Below are 18,098 nucleotides of genomic sequence, written 5' to 3'. Positions count from 1 at the left end.
TTGAGGTGACCGCTGTGGGAGCGGGCTTGACCCGCAATGCTCACCCTGCCTCGGCCTTGATGCGGATCGCATCGTGCCGCCAGTACTCAAGATCACAGTCGATCAGCCGGCCCTGCTGGTCACTGTTGACCCGGGTGATATGCAGCCCGGGGCTGCCGGCTGACACCTTGAGCGCGGTGGCCGCCGCCACTGGCAAGGCCGTGGGCAGAATCTCGAAACGTACCCTGCCGTATTCGATGCCGTAGCTGCGGGCATAGAGCTCGGTCAGCGACTGGCTGAGGTCGTGCTCAAGAATGCCCGGAAAATACTCGGGGTTCAGGTAATGCTCTGCATACAGCACCGCGCGGCCATCAATCCGGCGCAGGCGGCAGATCTGGATCACGCTCGACAACGGCGGCAACTGCAAGCGTGCGCATACCGCCGCGGCCGCCGGTAACAAACGCGCCGACAACAGCTCGGTACGTGCCTCGCGCCCCTGTTCGCGGACCATCGCATGAAAGTGGCTGCGCTCGATCAGGTCGTAGGTCAGCCGTTCGGGCGCGACAAACCAGCCGCGCCGCTCCTCGCGGTAAATCAGCCCGCGTGCCTCCAGTTGCACCAGTGCCTCGCGCAGGGTGATGCGCGTGGTGTCGAACACCTCGCTGAGCTTGCGTTCGGCCGGCAGCTTGCAGCCGGGCGAGAGAAGGCCATGCTCAATCTGCTCCTGCAGGGCATGACAGATAGCTGTTACTGCTCGCGGCGGCAGTGGCTGCATCGAAGGTTACCTATCTGGACTAGTCCAGCACCGGCAGCGCACACATTTGGCGCCTTCAGGGCTATGAGAATAGTGCAAGCCTAGGCAAACCAGATGAATCTCAGATGACAGCCAAGGTGGTCTACGCTTGGTTTTCAGGGGTGCAAGCCCTGACCGGGGGCGGCGCTGGACATCAAATTGTCATGCAACAGGCCTACCTTGGCTCGGGTATTGCTGACCTAGACCAACCGAATCGCAACAACGTCCAACAACACCATTCGCGTTTTGCACGGCACCCACCAAGGAGCTTCGGATGAAACAGCTTTTTCTGGCATCACTGCTAGGCTCGACCATCGCCCTGTGCACGTCGGCCATGGCCGCCGACACCGACCTCAAGGCCCTCGAAGACGCCGCCCGCAAGGAAGGCGCAGTCAACAGCGTGGGCATGCCCGATGCCTGGGCCAACTGGAAAGGCACCTGGGAAGACCTGGCGAAAAAATACGGCCTCAAGCACATGGATACCGACATGAGCTCGGCCCAGGAAGTCGCCAAGTTCGATGCCGAGAAAGACAACGCCAGCGCCGACATCGGTGACGTTGGTGCCGCCTTCGGCCCGATTGCCGTGGCCAAGGGCGTGACCCAGCCGTACAAACCCAGCACCTGGGAGCAGGTTCCGGCCTGGGCCAAGGATAAAGACGGGCACTGGGCCCTGGCCTATACCGGCAGTATCGCCTTCATCATCAACAAGCAAGTGGTGAAGGAAGCTGACATGCCCAAAAAATGGGCAGACCTGAAAAATGGCAAGTACAAGGTGGCCATCGGTGACGTGAGCACCGCAGCCCAGGCGGCCAACGGCGTGCTGGCTGCCGCCATCGCCAATGGCGGTAGCGAGAAGAACATCGAGCCGGGTCTGGCGCTGTTCGCTGACCTCGCCAAGCAAAAACGCCTGTCGCTGGCCAACCCGACGATCCAGACCCTGGAAAAGGGTGAAATCGAAGTCGGCGTGGTCTGGGACTTCAACGGCCTGAGCTATCGCCAGCAGATCGACCCGAATCGTTTCGAAGTGTTGATCCCGTCTGACGGTTCGGTGATCTCCGGCTATACCACCATCATCAACAAGTACGCCAAGAACCCCAACGCCGCCAAGCTGACCCGCGAGTACATCTTCAGTGATGCCGGGCAGATCAACCTGGCTGAAGGTCACGCCCGGCCGATCCGCGCCGAGCACCTGACATTGCCGGCTGAGGTTCAGGCCAAACTGCTGCCCAATGACCAGTACAAAGCCGTGCAGCCAATCAAGGATGCGGCGGCCTGGGAAGCGACCTCGAAGAAGCTGCCGCAGATGTGGCAGGAGCAAGTGATCATCGAGATGGAGTGATCCTGATCGCGGGGCAAGCCCGCTCCCACCGGTGGGAGCGGGCTTGCCCCGCGATACGGCCACCACCTACTGCGGAGAAACCATGAACAACAACGTCATCCTGGTCCTGCTCGATGGTCTGAACCATCAGGTCGCGCACCATGCCATGGGCCACCTGCACGCCTACGTCGAGGCCGACCGCGCCGCCCTGTATCGTCTGGAATGCGAGCTGCCAGCGCTGTCACGCCCGCTGTACGAGTGCATCCTCACCGGCGTAGCGCCCATCGACAGCGGCATCGTGCACAACAACGTCACCCGCCTGTCCAACCAGCGCAGCATCTTCCACTACGCCCGCGAAGCCGGTCTGGGTACTGCGGCGGCGGCCTATCACTGGGTCAGCGAGCTGTACAACCGCTCACCGTTCGACCCGCTGCGCGACCGTCACACCCATGCGCCCAAGCTACCGATCCAGCATGGCCTGTTCTACTACGCCGACCATTACCCGGATTCACACCTGTTCGCCGATGCCGAATACCTGCGCCGCCGTCATGCACCGAACTTCCTCCTGGTGCATCCGATGAACATCGACGATGCCGGCCACCGCCATGGCCTGGACAGCAGCCAGTACCGCAACAGCGCGCGCAGCGCCGACATCCTCCTGGCCGACTACCTGCAAACCTGGCTGCAAGAGGGTTACCAGGTGCTGGTCACCGCCGACCATGGCATGAACAACGACCGCTCGCACAACGGCCTGCTGGCCGAGGAGCGCGAGGTGCCGCTGTTCGTGTTTGGCGATGCCTTCAGCCTCGACCCCGCCGCCAAACCGCTGCAAACCGAACTGTGCGGGACGATCTGCGAACTGCTGGGCGTGCCCCACGACAAGCCGGTGTGCCGGGAGCTGCTCAAGTGAATTCGATCAAACGCAGCAAGTGGCTGGCGTCACTGTTCCTGCTGCCTTTTGCGCTGTTTTTCATCATTTTCCAGATCGCCCCACTGGCCTGGGTGGCGATCCACAGCCTGCAAGCCGAAAGCGGCTGGGGCTTGGCCAACTTCAGTAAAGTGTTCGAATCGCGGTTCTACCGCCAGGCGATCCAGCACAGCCTGGAGATCAGCTTCTGGTCGAGTGTGTTCGGCATCCTCATCGCCATTCTTGGCAGCTACTCGCTACGCAAGGTCGACTCGCGCCTGCGCGACTTCGTCAACGCCTTCGCCAACATGACCAGCAACTTTGCCGGCGTGCCGCTGGCCTTTGCCTTCATCATCCTCCTCGGTTTCAACGGCGCGCTGACCATGCTACTGAAACAGGCCGGGATCATCGAGGACTTCAACCTCTATTCGAAAACCGGCCTGATCATCCTTTACACCTACTTCCAGATTCCGCTGGGCGTACTGCTGCTCTACCCGGCCTTCGATGCCCTGCGTGAAGACTGGCGCGAATCGGCTGAACTGCTCGGCGCCAACGCCTGGCAGTACTGGCTGCATATCGGCCTGCCGGTGATGACACCGGCACTGTTGGGCACCTTCGTGATTCTGCTGGCCAATGCCCTCGGCGCCTACGCCACGGTCTATGCCCTGACCACCGGCAACTTCAACGTCCTGCCGATTCGTATCGCGGCGCTGGTGGCCGGCGATATTTCCCTGGACCCGAACCTGGCCAGCGCCCTGGCAGTGATCCTGGTCGGGCTGATGACCCTGGTGACCGTCGTCCATCAATGGCTGTTGAAGAGGAGCTACCATGTCGCGCGCTGAACCGGGCACGAGCCGCCTCTACCATCGCCTGATGGTGTACCTGCTGTTCATCATCCTGTTGCTGCCGCTGGCGGGCACCCTCCTCTACTCCCTGGCCACCAGCTGGTCGGCGAGCCTGTTACCCAGCGGCCTGACCTTCAAGTGGTACCTGGCGCTATGGAGCGATCCGCGCTTTCTGGCTGCCTTCGGCCAGTCGCTGCTGGTCTGTGTCGGTGCGCTGCTGCTGTCGGTGCTGCTGATCCTGCCGTTGCTGTTCGTGGTCCACTACCACTTCCCGCGGCTCGATGCGCTGATGAACATCCTCATTCTGCTGCCCTTCGCCGTGCCGCCCGTGGTGTCTTCGGTGGGCCTGCTGCAGCTGTACGGTTCCGGGCCGATGGCCATGGTCGGCACGCCGTGGATCCTGATCGGCTGCTATTTCACCGTGGCCTTGCCGTTCATGTACCGGGCGATTACCAACAACCTGCAGGCAATCAACCTGCGCGACCTGATGGACGCCGCCCAACTGCTCGGCGCCAGCACCTTCCAGGCGGCGTTCCTGGTGGTACTGCCGAACCTGCGCAAGGGCCTGCTGGTGGCCTTGCTGCTGTCGTTCTCGTTCCTGTTTGGCGAGTTCGTCTTCGCCAACCTGCTGGTCGGCACCCGCTACGAGACCCTGCAGGTGTACCTGAACAACATGCGCAACAGCAGTGGTCACTTCAACAGTGCGCTGGTGATTTCCTATTTCCTCTTCGTGCTGGTGCTGACCTGGGCAGCCAACCGCCTGAACAAGGACAAGTCCTGATATGAGTTTTGTCAGCGTACAGAATCTGCAAAAAAGCTATGGCGCAAGCCCGGTGTTCACCGACATCAACTGCCAGATCCAGCGCGGCGAGTTCGTCACCCTGCTCGGCCCCTCTGGCTGCGGTAAATCCACCCTGCTGCGCTGCATTGCCGGGCTGACGGCGGTCGACAGCGGCAAGATCCTTCTCGACGGCAACGACCTGGTACCCCTGAGCCCGCAAAAACGCGGGATCGGCATGGTGTTCCAGAGCTACGCCTTGTTTCCCAACATGACCGTGGAGCAGAACGTCGCCTTTGGCCTGCGCATGCAAAAGGTCAATGCCGACGACAGCCGCAGCCGCGTGCGCGAAGTATTGCAACTGGTAGAGCTGCAGGACTTCGCCAGCCGTTATCCGCACCAGCTGTCCGGCGGCCAGTGCCAGCGTGTGGCCCTGGCCCGTTCACTGGTCACCCGCCCGCGCCTGCTGCTGCTCGATGAACCGCTGTCGGCGCTGGATGCGCGGATTCGCAAACACCTGCGCGAACAGATCCGCCAGATCCAGCGTGAACTGGGGCTGACCACCATCTTCGTCACCCATGATCAGGAAGAGGCGCTGACGATGTCAGACCGGATTTTCCTGATGAACCAGGGCCGCATCGTCCAGAGCGGCGATGCCGAAACCCTCTATACCGCGCCCGTGGACGTGTTTGCCGCAGGCTTTATCGGCAACTACAACCTGCTCGACGCCGACAGTGCCAGCCGCCTGCTGCAGCGCCCGGTGAACAGCCGCCTGGCGATCCGTCCGGAAGCCATCGCCCTGAGCCTTAGCGGTGAGCTGGAAGGCCAGGTACGCAGCCACAGCCTGCTGGGCAACGTGATCCGCTACCGCGTCGAAGCCCGCGGGGTAGAATTGTTGGTCGATGTACTCAACCGCTCGTCCGCCGACCTGCACCCGGACGGCCAGCGGGTATCCTTGTCGATCGATCCCACCGCCCTCTGCGAAGTCGCCTGAGGGTTGCACAGGAGTATTTCTGAACATGGCACTAGCGATTTTCGATCTGGATGAAACCCTGATCCACGGCGATTGCGCCTCGTTGTGGAGCGAGCAGATGGCCCGCCTTGGCTGGGTCGATGGCGAATCCTTCCTGCGTCGCGACAAGGAACTGATGGACGCCTACGGCCGCGGGCACCTGGCCATGGAGGATTACATGGCCTTCAGTCTGGAGCCGTTGATCGGACGTACACCGGCTGAAGTCGATCATCTGGTGGGGCCGTGGGTGGAAGATTTCATCGAGCCGATCATCTTCAGCGAGGCAACCCGTACCATCGCCGCCCATCGCAAGGCGGGTGACCGGATCCTGGTGATCTCCGCCTCCGGCACCCATCTGGTCGCGCCGATTGCCGAACGCCTGGGCATTGATGAAATTCTCGGCATCGAGCTGGAGGTGGTGAACGGTGTTTACACCGGCAAGACCGTCGGCACCCTGACCTACCGTGAAGGCAAGATCACCCGCTTGCTGGAATGGCTGGATCAGGAAGAAGAGAACCTGGAAGGCGCGAGCTTCTATTCCGACTCGCGTAATGACCTGCCGCTGTTGCTGAAGGTGGATTACCCGCATGTGGTCAATCCGGACCCGGTGTTGCGTGAGCAGGCTGAGAAAAATGGCTGGCCGATTCATAGCTGGTCTTGAATAAAAAGCATCGCGGGGCAAGCCCGCTCCCACAGGTGAAGATGACCCTGTGGGAGCGGGCTTGCCCCGCGATCAGCCGCTTACACCAGACTGTCGTCGATCACCAAAACCAGCTTGCCCGACACCTGGTTGCTCTCAAGCTCGGCAAACGCCGCCTCGGCATCCTTGATCGCAAAGGCCTTGGCCAGCTGCGGCTTGAGCCTGCCTTCAGTGAACAACGGCCACACCTGCTGCCCCAGATCGCTGAGCAGATCAGCCTTGAACTGATCATCCCGGGTACGCAGGGTCGAACCCAGCACCTGTACACGCTTGAGCAACAGCTGAGCCAGGTCCAGCTCGGCCTTGCGCCCGCCCATCAGGCCGATAATCACCCAGCGTCCGTCACGGGCCAGCAGCTTGAGGTTGAGCTCGGCATAGTTGGCGCCGACCGGATCGAGGATCACATCGAACGGGCCGAAATCATTCAGGCCGGTGAGGTCTTCGCCACGCACCACGCCTCCAGTGGCGCCGAGACTTTCGCAGTAGGCCAGGCGCTCAGCCGAGCCGACACTGACCCAGCACGGGCTGCCAAAGGCCTTGCACAGCTGGATCGCGGCCGAGCCCACGCCACTGGCGCCGGCATGCAGCAAAACCTTCTCGCCCGGCTTCAGCCCGGCCAGCTGGAACACGTTGAGCCAGGCCGTCGCATACACCTCGGGAATCGCCGCAGCCTCCTGCAGGCTCAGGCCTTCCGGCACCGGCAGGACATGACGGGCATCAACCACGACCTCTTCGGCCATGCCGCCACCGGAAAGCAGCGCACACACCCGGTCACCGACCTGCCACGAGGAGCCAGCGCCCACTTCGCTGATCACCCCGGAGCACTCCAGCCCCAGAAACTCGCTGGCTCCCGGCGGCGGCGGATAGAGCCCGGCACGCTGCAGCAGATCGGCACGATTGAGGCCGGCAGCAGCCACGCGAATTCGTACTTGACCGATATCGCAAGCTGGACTTGTCGTCGCAACCCACTCCACATGTCCGTCAACGCCTTGCAATGCCTTCACAGTGCCTCCATAGTTGTGTCATGACTGAGCCCGGGTGCTGTAGCCCCGGGCTTTTTGCATTATGCGTCCGGTTTTTATGGAACCGGCGAATTCAAAGACGGCCTAATATGCGTGATCAATTGTCCCTACGTCGAATCAGCATGAAGCATTTTTTGCCAAGCACCACCCTTGCACTGTTGATCGGTCTGGGCAGTCTGCCGTTGGCGGGCAATGCATGGGCCGCCAACAGCTGGGATAAACTCCAGCCCGATCGCGATGAAGTGGTCGCCAGCCTCAACGTGGTCGAGCTGCTCAAGCGCCACCACTACAGCAAGCCGCCGCTCAACGATGCGCGCTCGGTGATCATCTACGACAGCTACATCAAGCTGCTCGATCCGGCCCGCAGCTATTTCCTGGCCAGTGACGTCGCCGAGTTCGACAAGTGGAAGACCCAGTTCGACGATTTCCTCAAAAGTGGCAATCTCGATCCCGGCTTCACCATCTACAAGCGTTATCTGGACCGGGTCAAATCGCGTCTGGACTTCGCCCTGGCCGAGCTGAACAAGGGCGTCGACAACTTCGACTTCACCACTAATGAGACCCTGCTGGTCGACCGTAAGGACGCGCCCTGGATCAAGACCCAGGCCGAACTCGACGACCTCTGGCGCAAACGTGTCAAAGATGAAGTCCTGCGCCTGAAAATCGCTGGCAAAGAGCCCAAGGCGATCCAGGAGCTGCTGACCAAACGCTACAAGAACCAGCTCACGCGTCTGGACCAGACCCGCGCCGAAGACATCTTCCAGACCTATATCAACACCTTTGCCCAGTCCTACGACCCGCATACCAACTACCTGTCGCCGGACAACGCGGAAAACTTCGATATCAACATGAGCCTGTCGCTCGAAGGTATCGGTGCCGTGCTGCAAAGCGACAACGATCAGGTCAAGATCGTCCGCCTGGTGCCGGCCGGCCCTGCCGCCAAGACCAAGCAAGTGGCCCCGGCCGACAAGATCATCGGTGTCGCCCAGGGCGACAAGGAAATGGTCGACGTGATCGGCTGGCGCCTGGACGAAGTGGTCAAACTGATCCGCGGGCCGAAAGGTTCGGTGGTGCGCCTGGAAGTGATCCCGGCGAGCAACGCACCGAACGACCAGACCAGCAAGATCGTGCCGATCACCCGCGAGGCGGTGAAGCTTGAAGAGCAGGCGGCGAAAAAATCGGTGCTCAAGCTCAAGCAGGATGGCCGCGACTACAAGCTCGGCATCATCGAGATCCCGGCCTTCTACCTGGACTTCAAGGCCTTCCGTGCCGGCGATCCGGAGTACAAGAGCACCACCCGCGACGTGAAGAAGCTGCTCACCGAACTGCAGAAGGAAAAAGTCGACGGCGTGGTCATCGACCTGCGCAACAACGGCGGCGGTTCCCTGCAGGAAGCCACCGAGCTGACCAGCCTGTTCATCGACAAGGGCCCGACCGTACTGGTGCGTAACGCCGATGGTCGTGTCGACGTGCTCGAAGACGAAAACCCCGGCGCCTTCTACAAAGGTCCGCTGGCCCTGGTGGTCAATCGCCTGTCGGCCTCGGCTTCGGAGATTTTCGCCGGCGCCATGCAGGACTACCACCGCGCGCTGATCCTTGGCGGCCAGACCTTCGGCAAAGGCACCGTGCAGACCATCCAGCCGCTCAACCATGGCGAACTGAAGCTGACCCTGGCCAAGTTCTACCGGGTTTCCGGGCAGAGCACCCAGCATCAAGGCGTGCTGCCGGATATCGACTACCCGTCGATCATCGACACCAAGGAAATTGGCGAAAGCGCCCTGCCCGAAGCCATGCCGTGGGACACCATCCGCCCGGCGATCAGGCCTGCGGTTGATCCGTTCAAACCGTTCCTGGCCCAGCTCAAGGCCCGCCACGATGCCCGCACCGCCAAGGATCCGGAGTTCGTCTACATTCGCGACCGCCTGGCGCTGACCCAGAAGCTGATGAACGAGAAAACCGTCAGCCTCAACGAAGTCGAGCGTCGTGCCCAGCATGCCGATATCGAAAGCAAGCAGCTGGCCCTGGAAAACACCCGACGCAAGGCCAAGGGCGAAGAACCGCTCAAGGAACTGAAGAAGGAAGACGAAGACGCCCTGCCGGTCGAGCCGGACGATACCAAACCGGAAGACGACGCCTACCTGTCGGAGTCCGGGCGGATCCTGCTCGACTACCTGGGCCTGAATTCGGCAGTGGCAAAGAACAACCCGTAAAAAGGTGATGGCAAAATAATGTGACTGTGCCTCCATTGCGTCATTAAACAGTCACGATTCTGTCGTGAAATAAGGGACTGAGCGCCGCTGGCCTCAGTCCCTTTTTTTCAAGGTAGTGCCGCCATGACCGTGACCGAACAGCTCAGTGCGTTGAGCACCATTCTTGCTCAAAGCGCCCTGCACAGCCTGTTCCAGCCCATAGTCTGCCTGTCTGAGCGGCGCATCCTCGGTTACGAAGCGTTGAGCCGCGGCCCCTCCAACAGCCCGCTGCACTCGCCGATCAACCTGTTCGCCGTGGCCCGCCAGGCCGGGCGCCTGACCGAGCTGGAAGTGGCCTGCCGCGAAAGCGCCTGCCGGCGCTTCAGCCAGCAGAACCTTGAAGGCAAGTTGTTTCTCAACGTCTCGCCCGAGTCGTTGCTCGAGCCGCAGTACCAGTCCGGACGCACCCTGAAGATGCTCCATGACCTCGGCGTACCGCCCAGCCGCGTGGTTATCGAACTGACCGAGCAAACCCCGACCGACGATTTCCAGCTGTTGTTCAATGCCCTGCACCATTACCGCGACATGGGTTTTTCAATTGCCCTAGATGACCTCGGTGCCGGTTATTCGAGCCTGCGCTTGTGGTCGGAACTGCGCCCTGATTACGTCAAGATCGACCGGCATTTCATCGACGGTATTCACCTCGACGCGGTCAAGCGTGAATTTGTCGGCTCCATTTTGCAAATCGCCCGGGCCTCACGGGCCCAAGTGATCGCCGAGGGCATCGAGCTTGCCGAAGAACTCAAGGTGCTGACCGAAATGGGCGTCGACCTGGTCCAGGGTTATCTGCTCGGCCGTCCTCAGGAACAACCGTCACGGGACGTCCAGCAGATGCTGGGCAGCCCCAACCGGGATATCCAGGTGCTCAGCGAAGACGGCGGCAACCTCGCCGCCCTGCTCAACGAACAACCTGCGGTGAGCCAGGACACACCGACGGCGCAGGTGCTGGAGCTGTTCCGCCGCCAGGCCAACCTCAACTCTTTGGCGGTGCTCAACGAACGCCGCCAACCCTGCGGTATCGTTCACCGCCACTCGCTCTCCGATGCGCTGCTCAAGCCGTTTGCCACCGACCTGTTCGCCCGCAAGCCGATCAGCCGGCTGATGAGTGACGACTTCCTCGCAGTAGAGCTGACGCAGTCATTGCAACAGGTCAGCCGCCTGCTCACCAGTCGTGCCCGCCAGCGCATCGAAGAAGATTTCATCATTATCCACAACGGCCGCTACCTGGGCCTGGGCCGGGTGATCGACGTGCTCAAGCTGATTACCGAACAGAAGATCCAGCAGGCCCGTTACGCCAATCCCCTGACCTTGCTGCCCGGCAACGTGCCGATCCAGCAGTGCCTGACGCGCCTGCTGCAACAGCAGCGTGAGGCGGCGATCTGTTATGTGGATATCGACAGTTTCAAGCCGTTCAACGACATCTACGGCTATGCCCGTGGCGATGAGGTGCTGCTGTGCCTGGCCCAGTGCTTGAACGAGCGGGTCGACCCCAATCATGACTTCGTCGGCCACATCGGCGGCGACGATTTCATGCTGGTGCTGGGTTCGGCTGACTGGGAGCGCAGGTTGCAGTTGCTGCTGGAAGACTTTCAACGCCAGTGTCGGCGCTTCTATCGGCCTGAGCATATGCAGGCCGGGGGCTTCATTGCCGCCAACCGTCAGGGGCAACGCCAGGAGTACGCCCTGCTGTCGCTCTCGATCGGCGTGGTGCACCTACGCCCGCAAGCCTGCGCCGACCTCGATGCCGGGCAGCTGGCGGAGCTGGCGTCACAAGCCAAGCATCAGGCCAAAGACCTGAGCGGGTACAGCCTGTACCTGATCGATACGGCGCCGGCGGTTCAGGCTTCTTCTTTTTCCGGGTAGCTGTACTCGAACACCCGCACCACTTCCGAGGCATGCCAGGACGCGGCGGCCATACCGTCCGATGGCCCGGAAAAACGTCCCAGGCGCTCCACGCACTCGAAGAAGCCGGTGCGCGGCAATCGGCTGGCACCCTGGCTGATAACCAGCGAACTGCGCAGCGGCTGTTCAGCACGGGCATCCAGCGCCGCCAGATGCTCCAGGGCAGCGGTCAGGGTCTGCATGGCCGGGCTTGGCAGTTGCAGGCGCTCGAGCAAGGCGCGGTAGGTCAACAGGTGGCGTTGGCGACGGGCCAGGTCAAGCTCGCCAAGCAGACCTTCCCAGTGCTGGCGGCTGATCCGTACGCTGCTCACGACGGCTCGCTCCATCCGGCCACCCCCAGCTCCCAGGCCAGGCTGCGGCGAATCGCGGCATCCGGCTGGCGCTCGCCACTCTCGATCAGGGCCAGGTACACCGGACTGATGCCGACGCTGCGCGCCAGTTGTTCGGCTGCCAGTCCCTTGCCCTCACGCAAACGCGCCAACTCGCTGAAACTCGGCAAGCTGGCGCTTTGTGGAGGGGTGACCTGTGTGTTCTCGATGGCTGCCGATTCAAGCTGACCGGCGGCCTTCAGTAGTGCCTGGTACTGCTCCCAGGGTACAACCGCATACTCGGGTTGACCGTCCCGGCTGATGACCTGAATACCCATTACAACCCCCTTGTAGGATTACGATATGTAATCGGTAGGCATAATCCTTATGCCAATTATATTACCAGCCAGCAAGGGTGTGCAGGGTCCTGATGTAATTAGCCTTTTGGATGCTCCAGGCGCAGGGCTTCCGGCGTAGCCGGCAGACGTTCGACCACCCGCAGTTTTTCCGGTGCCTGGCGATGGCGCCAGGCGCTGAAAGCGGCGAGTTCATCAGACACCGCTTTGAGCACCCAGGCCAGCACGGCGATGTCATCGAGCATGCCGACACCCAGCAACCAGTCCGGGATGGCATCCACAGGGCTGACGAAATACAGCAGGCCGGCCACCACGGTCACCAGCGCCTTTGGGCTGATGGTCCGGTACTCACCACGCCACCAGGCCAGGCACAGGGCCTGCATCAGACCGACATCTTCACGCAGCTTGCTCAGCCGTGGCCCTTTACGCGCCACGGCAAAAATCAGCGCCGGTAAACGACCGCGGCTGAGCAAGCGCTCGGCCAGCGGCAGAAAACGGGCGAAGGTCCAGGGTGCTTTCATACAGCCTCCAGGGCATGACCGAGGGAAAGGTTATCCACATTTATTGTGGATAACCTTGTGAACAGAGCCACTTTTAGCGCTCAGGGCGCCCGTCCGGCAAGGGCCGGGCTTAAATCGGGCGTTTTTTACACACCTGTTTCAATCGCGCAAACGTTTTGCCTATCCTGCACCTTTTCTGCGTCAGGTCCAGCTTTTCAGACCGTCCCTGGCCGATGAGGTTCGGGGTGATTGCAGAAACGACAACGCCCCGTCGAGACGGGGCGTTGGCTGTACCGCGAGTGGATTACTCGGCGGCGTCGGCTTCAGGCTTGGCCTGATCCTTGATACCCAGCAGTTCCAGTTCGAAAACCAGGACCGAGTTGGCCGGGATCATCGGGCTCGGGCTCTGGGCACCGTAAGCCAGGTCGGACGGGATGTACAGCTTGTACTTCTCGCCAACGTGCATCAGTTGCAGGCCTTCGACCCAACCCGGGATCACGCCGCTGACCGGCAGGTCGATCGGGCTGCCACGTTCAACCGAGCTGTCGAAGACCTTGCCATCGATCAGCTTGCCTTCGTAGTGAACGGTAACCACGTCAGTCGGCTTTGGCTGGGCGCCGTCGGCCTTCTTGACCACTTCGTACTGCAGACCGGAAGCGGTGGTGACGATACCGGCTTTCTTGCCATTCTCTTCAAGGAACTTCTTGCCGGCGGCAGCCGACTCTTCGCTCATCTTGGCCAGACGCTCTTCAGCGCGCTTTTGCAGGGCAGCAAAGGCTTCGACCAGTTCTTCGTCCTTGATTTTCTGCTCTTTCTTGCCGACAGCATCTTCGATGCCTTGAGCAACTGCTTTTGAATCAAGGTCGTCCATGCCTTCCTGAGCCAGGCTCTTGCCCATGTTCAGGCCAATACCGTAGGAGGCTTTCTGTGCCGGAGTCTTGAGCTCGACGCTGGTCTGCGAATCGCAACCCGCCAGGACCAGACCAACCAGGGCAACCGCAGCCGCCAACCGATGCTGTTTCATGCTATTTCCTTGTTCATGCGCCAATAGGGCAATCGAGTAAAGCCGCGAGCTTATCAGGCGGCCACGACCAATGGCTACCGGCATGAGAGCAAGAAAAGCCGGATAAGTTCAGCCAAGTAAAAGCTTCTTCATACAAAGCTGCAGCCAGTGGCCAGTATTGACGGGACTACGTACTTGAGCAACTTCGCCACAGTGCTTTTGTAGCTGTTTGTAAGATTGCCGGGATTTCAGGGATAGCTGCCGTCGCGGTACTGCCCCGCCACTTCTCGCAGCACCTCGCACAACCAGCGCGCTGGCAGGCTCATCGGCAAAGCAGCATTGCTACAGATACCGACCGAGCCGCCCGGCTCCTGCACACCCAGGTCCAGCTCGCACAATTCGCCGCGCCCCAGGTCGATCCGCACCGCATCGCGCGGTGCCACCCAGACCGCGTCGCTGCTTTGCACATAGCGGCGGCTCAAGGCTGGCGAAAGGGTCTCCAGGCGCTGCAGCGGTTGCTCGATGGCGCACTGCACGAACAGGCTGTCGGCATGCTTGCGGATGGTCGTGCCAGCCAGTGGCAGTACCAACGGATAGCGACCGAGCTGGCTGCGCTCGATCGGCTGGCGGGCGAGCAATGGATGCCCGGGACGCACCACCAGCGACATCGATTCGCTGTACAGATGCTCGAACAACAGACCCTGGATCTGCGGGCTTTCGGTCATGCGCCCGATCACCAGATCCAGCTCACCGACATGCAGTTGCGCCAGCAGGTGCGCACTCGGCCCGGTCGCCACGCTGACCACCAGGGCCTCATGACGTTGATGCAAGCGGCACAGCACCTCCGGCATCAGCAGGCTTTCGACCGTGGACAGTACACCGATACGCACCTGCGGCGGCGCATGTTCCTCACCGCGCAGGGTGCTTACGCCTTCACGCAAGGCCTGCACGCTGGGCCCGGCGTAACGCATGAAACGCACCCCGGCCGGGGTCAGTTCGACACCCTGCTTGCTGCGTTCGAACAGGCGCGTCTGCAGCAGCTCTTCAAGCTCCTTGAGGGTCTTGGAGATGGCCGGCTGACTGATCGCCATGGCATCGGCGGCCTTGGCGAAACTGCCCTGACGGGCAATTTCGAGAAAGCACAGCAGGTGACGGAATTTGATGCGGGTGTCGAGGTTCATGCCCCGGAGTTTATAGGAGCATCAACCTGGGCGGGAGGCTGTCTAATGCAATGCCCCTCCCCGGTGGGAGCGGGCTTGCCCCGCGATGGCGGTAAATCAGCTACATCGCATCGCGGGGCAAGCCCGCTCCTACAGGCCTATCTCCACCTGCTCCCCCCTGATCCGCACTGGCCATACTTGCAAGGCTTGCTGGGAATCCTCCAGGCAACGCCCATCGCTCAAGCTGAAATGCTGCTTGTACAACGGCGCTGCCACCACCAATTCACCCTTGAGATGCCCCACCAAGCCGCGACCGATCACATTGGCGCCGGACTTGGGGTCCTGGTTGTCGACAGCAAACACCGGCGTGTCCTGCTCCGGCAGGTAGAACAACGCCACCTGCCTACCTTCGAACCACACCACCACGCCCGATTGCGCAACCAGGTCCTGGCGGCTGCAGACCGCTTGCCAGTCTTGCGTTTGCAGGTTTACAGCGACATTGGACAGGCTCATCACAGCACCTCTTCAGTGGTCGGAATCAAATGAAGCTCAGCCGCGGCGATCGGCCGGCGCTGGCCACGCTCGCGAACAAAGTGCACGCCCGGGTCAGCACGCTGGTCGTTGACGAAGGTACGAAAGCGCTTGAGCTTTTGCGGGTCCTTAAGGGCATTGGCCCATTCGCACTCGTAGCGGTCGACCACCAATTGCATCTGCGCCTCAAGCTCGGCACCCAGGCCCAGGCTGTCGTCGATAATCACCTGTTTGAGGTAATCCAGCCCGCCCTCCAGGCTCTCGCGCCAGACCGAGGTGCGCTGCAATTTGTCGGCGGTACGGATATAGAACATCAGCACCCGGTCGATGAGACGGATCAGCCCGGCGTCATCCAGGTCGGTGGCGAACAGTTCAGCATGGCGTGGACGCATACCGCCGTTGCCGCAGATGTACAGGTTCCAGCCCTTCTCGGTGGCAATCACGCCGATGTCCTTGCTTTGCGCCTCGGCGCATTCGCGGGTACAGCCGGATACGGCGAACTTGAGCTTGTGCGGCGAACGCAGGCCCTTGTAGCGATCCTCGATCGTCAGGGCCATCTGCACGCTGTCCTGCACACCATAGCGACACCAGGTGCTGCCGACGCAGGATTTCACTGTACGCGTGGATTTGCCGTAGGCATGACCGGTTTCGAAACCGGCTTCGATCAGCTCGCTCCAGATCGCCGGCAGCTCGTGCAACTGCGCGCCGAACAGGTCGATGCGCTGGCCACCAGTGATCTTGGTATAGAGGTCGTATTTCTTTGCTACCTGGCCGATGACGATGAGCTTTTCCGGGGTGATCTCGCCAGCGGGAATCCTCGGCACCACCGAGTAGGTACCGTTCTTCTGCATGTTGGCCATGAAGGTGTCGTTGGTGTCCTGCAACGGCACCAGCGAAGGGTCCATGATCGGCTGGTTCCAGCACGAGGCGAGGATCGAGCCGACTGTGGGTTTACAGATATCGCAGCCGACGTGGCCGCGGCCATGCCTGGCGAGCATTTCCTCGAAGCTGAGAATGCCTTCAACCCGTACCAGGGCGTAGAGCTCCTGGCGGGTATAGGCAAAGTGCTCGCACAGGCTCTTGTCGACGCTGACACCACGGGCGATCAGTTCGTGCTCGAACACCTGCTTGAGCAGCGCCGCACAACCGCCGCAGCCGGTGCACGCCTTGGTCTGCTGTTTGAGCTCACCGAGCTCGCCACAGCCGTTGTCGATGGCAGTGCAGATCGCGCCTTTGCTGACGTTGTGGCAGGAGCAGATAGTGGCGCTGTCCGGCAATGCGTCGGCACCCAACGTCGGTGCACCGGCGGTTTGCGGCAGGATCAATGCCGCCGGGTCGGCCGGCAGGGCGATGCCGTTCTGCACGTATTGCAGCAAGGTGTCGTAGTAACTGTTGTCGCCCACCAGCACCGCACCGAGTACACGTTTGCCGCTGGCATCGACCACCAGACGGCGATACGCCGAGCTGGTTTCGTCAATAAAGCGGTAGCTGCGCGCTCCGGGGGTTGCGCCGTGCGCATCGCCGATCGAGCCGACATCCACACCGAGCAGCTTGAGCTTGGTCGACATGTCGGCGCCGGTAAAACTGGTGGCGTTCTCACCCGCCAGCGCCGCCGCGACATTGCGCGCCATGCTGTAACCCGGTGCAACCAGGCCGAACACACTGCCGTTCCACGAAGCGCACTCGCCGATGGCATAGATGTGTGGATCGCTGCTGCGACAGGCGCTGTCGATCACCACCCCGCCGCGCGCGGCAACCTCCAGACCGCTGCTACGGCCCAGAGCATCCTGCGGACGAATCCCGGCGGAGAACACGATCAGGTCCGTTTCGAGAAACTCGCCGCCCTCGAAGTTCATCCGGTAGCGATAGTCTTCACCGACCACCACCGACTGGGTCGCCCGCGACAGGTGCACGCCGACCCCGAGCGCTTCGATCTGCGCACGCAAGGCCGCGCCGCCTTCAGCGTCCAGCTGCACCGGCATCAAGCGCGGGGCGAATTCCACTACGTGCGCTTCCAGGCCCAGCGACTTGAGGGCGTTGGCAGCTTCAAGCCCCAACAAGCCACCACCGACCACCACGCCACGCCGGGCATCGGTTGCCGCGGCGCGGATGGCATCGAGATCATCGAGGGTGCGGTAAACCAGACGCGAAGCGCCCTCGCAGCCCTCGATCGGCGGCACAAAGGGATAAGAGCCGGTGGCCAGGATCAGTTGGTCATAGGCGTAACGCCCCGCCGAAGTCAGCACTTGCCGGCGCTCGCGATCAATCTGAAGCACCGCTTCGCCCAGGTGCAGATTCACCCCGTGCCCGGCATACAGACCCGCTGTGCCGAGGGCCAGGGTTTCAGCGCAGCTGCCGCTGAAATATTCGGACAGGTGCACGCGGTCGTAGGCACGCTGGCGTTCCTCACCGAACACCCGCAGCTCATAACGGCTCAGGGCGCCGCGTTCGATCAGTTGCTCGACGCAGTGATGCCCGACCATGCCGTTGCCGACGATGATCAGTTTTTCCCGCTGGGCGATGGTCGTTGCTGCATTCATACCCGATCCTCACTCAAGGCCATTCACGGTGGCTGTACTGCCGGGGCGAGCCCCGAAAAACAAAAAAAGGCGCCTGGAGCCGAAGCTCCAGGCGCCTTTGCCTGGTGGTTTTATGTAGTTCCGGGTGCAGATCGCCATTGACCCGCAGGAACGTTGTAACAGTGCAAAAGCAGGGACCGTGCCAACTGCCAAAGC

The 18,098-nt window shown here is 61.6% G+C and carries 17 protein-coding genes; 8 read left to right on the top strand and 9 right to left on the bottom strand.

Annotation, left to right across the window (positions count from 1 at the left end; genetic code table 11):
* Positions 1-40: 40 nt before the first annotated feature.
* Positions 41-754 carry a phosphonate utilization transcriptional regulator PhnR gene (phnR, locus tag PSAKL28_RS06810; protein ID WP_038608223.1) on the bottom strand — a complete coding sequence of 238 codons (714 nt, stop codon included), beginning with the start codon at positions 752-754 and terminating at the stop codon, positions 41-43.
* Between the two features lie 292 nt (positions 755-1,046).
* Here phnR and PSAKL28_RS06805 point away from each other — a divergent pair, with 292 nt between their 5' ends.
* The 6 genes from PSAKL28_RS06805 (at position 1,047) to PSAKL28_RS06780 (ending at position 6,293) form a co-directional block, all read left to right on the top strand.
* The gene (locus PSAKL28_RS06805; protein ID WP_038608222.1) at positions 1,047-2,111 is read left to right on the top strand and encodes an ABC transporter substrate-binding protein; all 1,065 of its coding nucleotides are present in this window, start codon (positions 1,047-1,049) and stop codon (positions 2,109-2,111) included.
* An 82-nt stretch (positions 2,112-2,193) separates the two neighbouring features.
* Positions 2,194-3,000: an alkaline phosphatase family protein gene (locus tag PSAKL28_RS06800; protein WP_038608221.1), complete on the top strand. Its 807-nt coding sequence runs from the start codon at positions 2,194-2,196 to the stop codon at positions 2,998-3,000.
* 5 nt (positions 3,001-3,005) lie between these two features.
* Positions 3,006-3,839 carry an ABC transporter permease gene (locus tag PSAKL28_RS06795; RefSeq protein ID WP_167335141.1) on the top strand — a complete coding sequence of 278 codons (834 nt, stop codon included), beginning with the start codon at positions 3,006-3,008 and terminating at the stop codon, positions 3,837-3,839.
* A complete protein-coding gene (locus PSAKL28_RS06790) occupies positions 3,826-4,623 on the top strand; it encodes an ABC transporter permease (protein ID WP_038608219.1) in 798 nt (265 codons plus the stop codon). Before PSAKL28_RS06795 ends, PSAKL28_RS06790 begins: the two co-directional genes overlap by 14 nt.
* Position 4,624: 1 nt before the next feature.
* The gene (locus PSAKL28_RS06785; RefSeq protein WP_038608217.1) at positions 4,625-5,614 is read left to right on the top strand and encodes an ABC transporter ATP-binding protein; all 990 of its coding nucleotides are present in this window, start codon (positions 4,625-4,627) and stop codon (positions 5,612-5,614) included.
* 25 nt (positions 5,615-5,639) lie between these two features.
* Positions 5,640-6,293, top strand: coding sequence for an HAD family hydrolase (locus PSAKL28_RS06780; protein WP_038608215.1), 654 nt, complete (start codon positions 5,640-5,642; stop codon positions 6,291-6,293).
* An 80-nt stretch (positions 6,294-6,373) separates the two neighbouring features.
* Here PSAKL28_RS06780 and PSAKL28_RS06775 read toward each other — a convergent pair whose 3' ends face one another.
* Positions 6,374-7,336 carry an NAD(P)H-quinone oxidoreductase gene (locus PSAKL28_RS06775; protein WP_038608213.1) on the bottom strand — a complete coding sequence of 321 codons (963 nt, stop codon included), beginning with the start codon at positions 7,334-7,336 and terminating at the stop codon, positions 6,374-6,376.
* Between the two features lie 140 nt (positions 7,337-7,476).
* On the opposite strand from PSAKL28_RS06775, the gene PSAKL28_RS06770 reads away from it, so the two are divergent.
* Together PSAKL28_RS06770 and PSAKL28_RS06765 are read left to right on the top strand one after the other, a co-directional pair.
* Positions 7,477-9,564 (top strand): carboxy terminal-processing peptidase, encoded by a 2,088-nt coding sequence (locus tag PSAKL28_RS06770; protein ID WP_167335112.1) that lies wholly within the window; start codon positions 7,477-7,479, stop codon positions 9,562-9,564.
* A gap of 123 nt (positions 9,565-9,687) precedes the next feature.
* Positions 9,688-11,466 carry a bifunctional diguanylate cyclase/phosphodiesterase gene (locus PSAKL28_RS06765; protein WP_038608209.1) on the top strand — a complete coding sequence of 593 codons (1,779 nt, stop codon included), beginning with the start codon at positions 9,688-9,690 and terminating at the stop codon, positions 11,464-11,466.
* On the opposite strand, the gene PSAKL28_RS06760 is transcribed toward PSAKL28_RS06765, so the two are convergent.
* From PSAKL28_RS06760 to nirB, 7 genes are all read right to left on the bottom strand, one after another.
* Positions 11,442-11,816 (bottom strand): hypothetical protein, encoded by a 375-nt coding sequence (locus PSAKL28_RS06760; RefSeq protein ID WP_133215943.1) that lies wholly within the window; start codon positions 11,814-11,816, stop codon positions 11,442-11,444. The genes PSAKL28_RS06765 and PSAKL28_RS06760 overlap by 25 nt on opposite strands.
* Positions 11,813-12,151 (bottom strand): helix-turn-helix domain-containing protein, encoded by a 339-nt coding sequence (locus PSAKL28_RS06755; RefSeq protein ID WP_038608205.1) that lies wholly within the window; start codon positions 12,149-12,151, stop codon positions 11,813-11,815. Before PSAKL28_RS06755 ends, PSAKL28_RS06760 begins: the two co-directional genes overlap by 4 nt.
* Positions 12,152-12,249: 98 nt before the next feature.
* A complete protein-coding gene (locus tag PSAKL28_RS06750) occupies positions 12,250-12,690 on the bottom strand; it encodes a YkvA family protein (protein ID WP_038608203.1) in 441 nt (146 codons plus the stop codon).
* Positions 12,691-12,973: 283 nt separating this feature from the next.
* Complete coding sequence (gene bamJ, locus PSAKL28_RS06745) at positions 12,974-13,693, bottom strand: BamJ family beta-barrel-assembly machinery protein (protein ID WP_038608201.1); 720 nt, start codon at positions 13,691-13,693, stop codon at positions 12,974-12,976.
* Between the two features lie 227 nt (positions 13,694-13,920).
* On the bottom strand, positions 13,921-14,853 hold the full coding sequence (pcaQ, locus tag PSAKL28_RS06740; RefSeq protein ID WP_038608199.1) for a pca operon transcription factor PcaQ: 933 nt from the start codon (positions 14,851-14,853) through the stop codon (positions 13,921-13,923).
* Between the two features lie 129 nt (positions 14,854-14,982).
* Positions 14,983-15,345 (bottom strand): nitrite reductase small subunit NirD, encoded by a 363-nt coding sequence (gene nirD, locus PSAKL28_RS06735; protein WP_038608197.1) that lies wholly within the window; start codon positions 15,343-15,345, stop codon positions 14,983-14,985.
* Positions 15,345-17,903, bottom strand: coding sequence for a nitrite reductase large subunit NirB (gene nirB, locus PSAKL28_RS06730; RefSeq protein WP_038608195.1), 2,559 nt, complete (start codon positions 17,901-17,903; stop codon positions 15,345-15,347). Before nirB ends, nirD begins: the two co-directional genes overlap by 1 nt.
* Positions 17,904-18,098: the final 195 nt, after the last annotated feature.

It is taken from the genome of Pseudomonas alkylphenolica (assembly GCF_000746525.1).
In the GTDB taxonomy this organism is placed as follows: domain Bacteria; phylum Pseudomonadota; class Gammaproteobacteria; order Pseudomonadales; family Pseudomonadaceae; genus Aquipseudomonas; species Aquipseudomonas alkylphenolica.
This window is presented reverse-complemented; position numbering and strand designations above follow the sequence as displayed.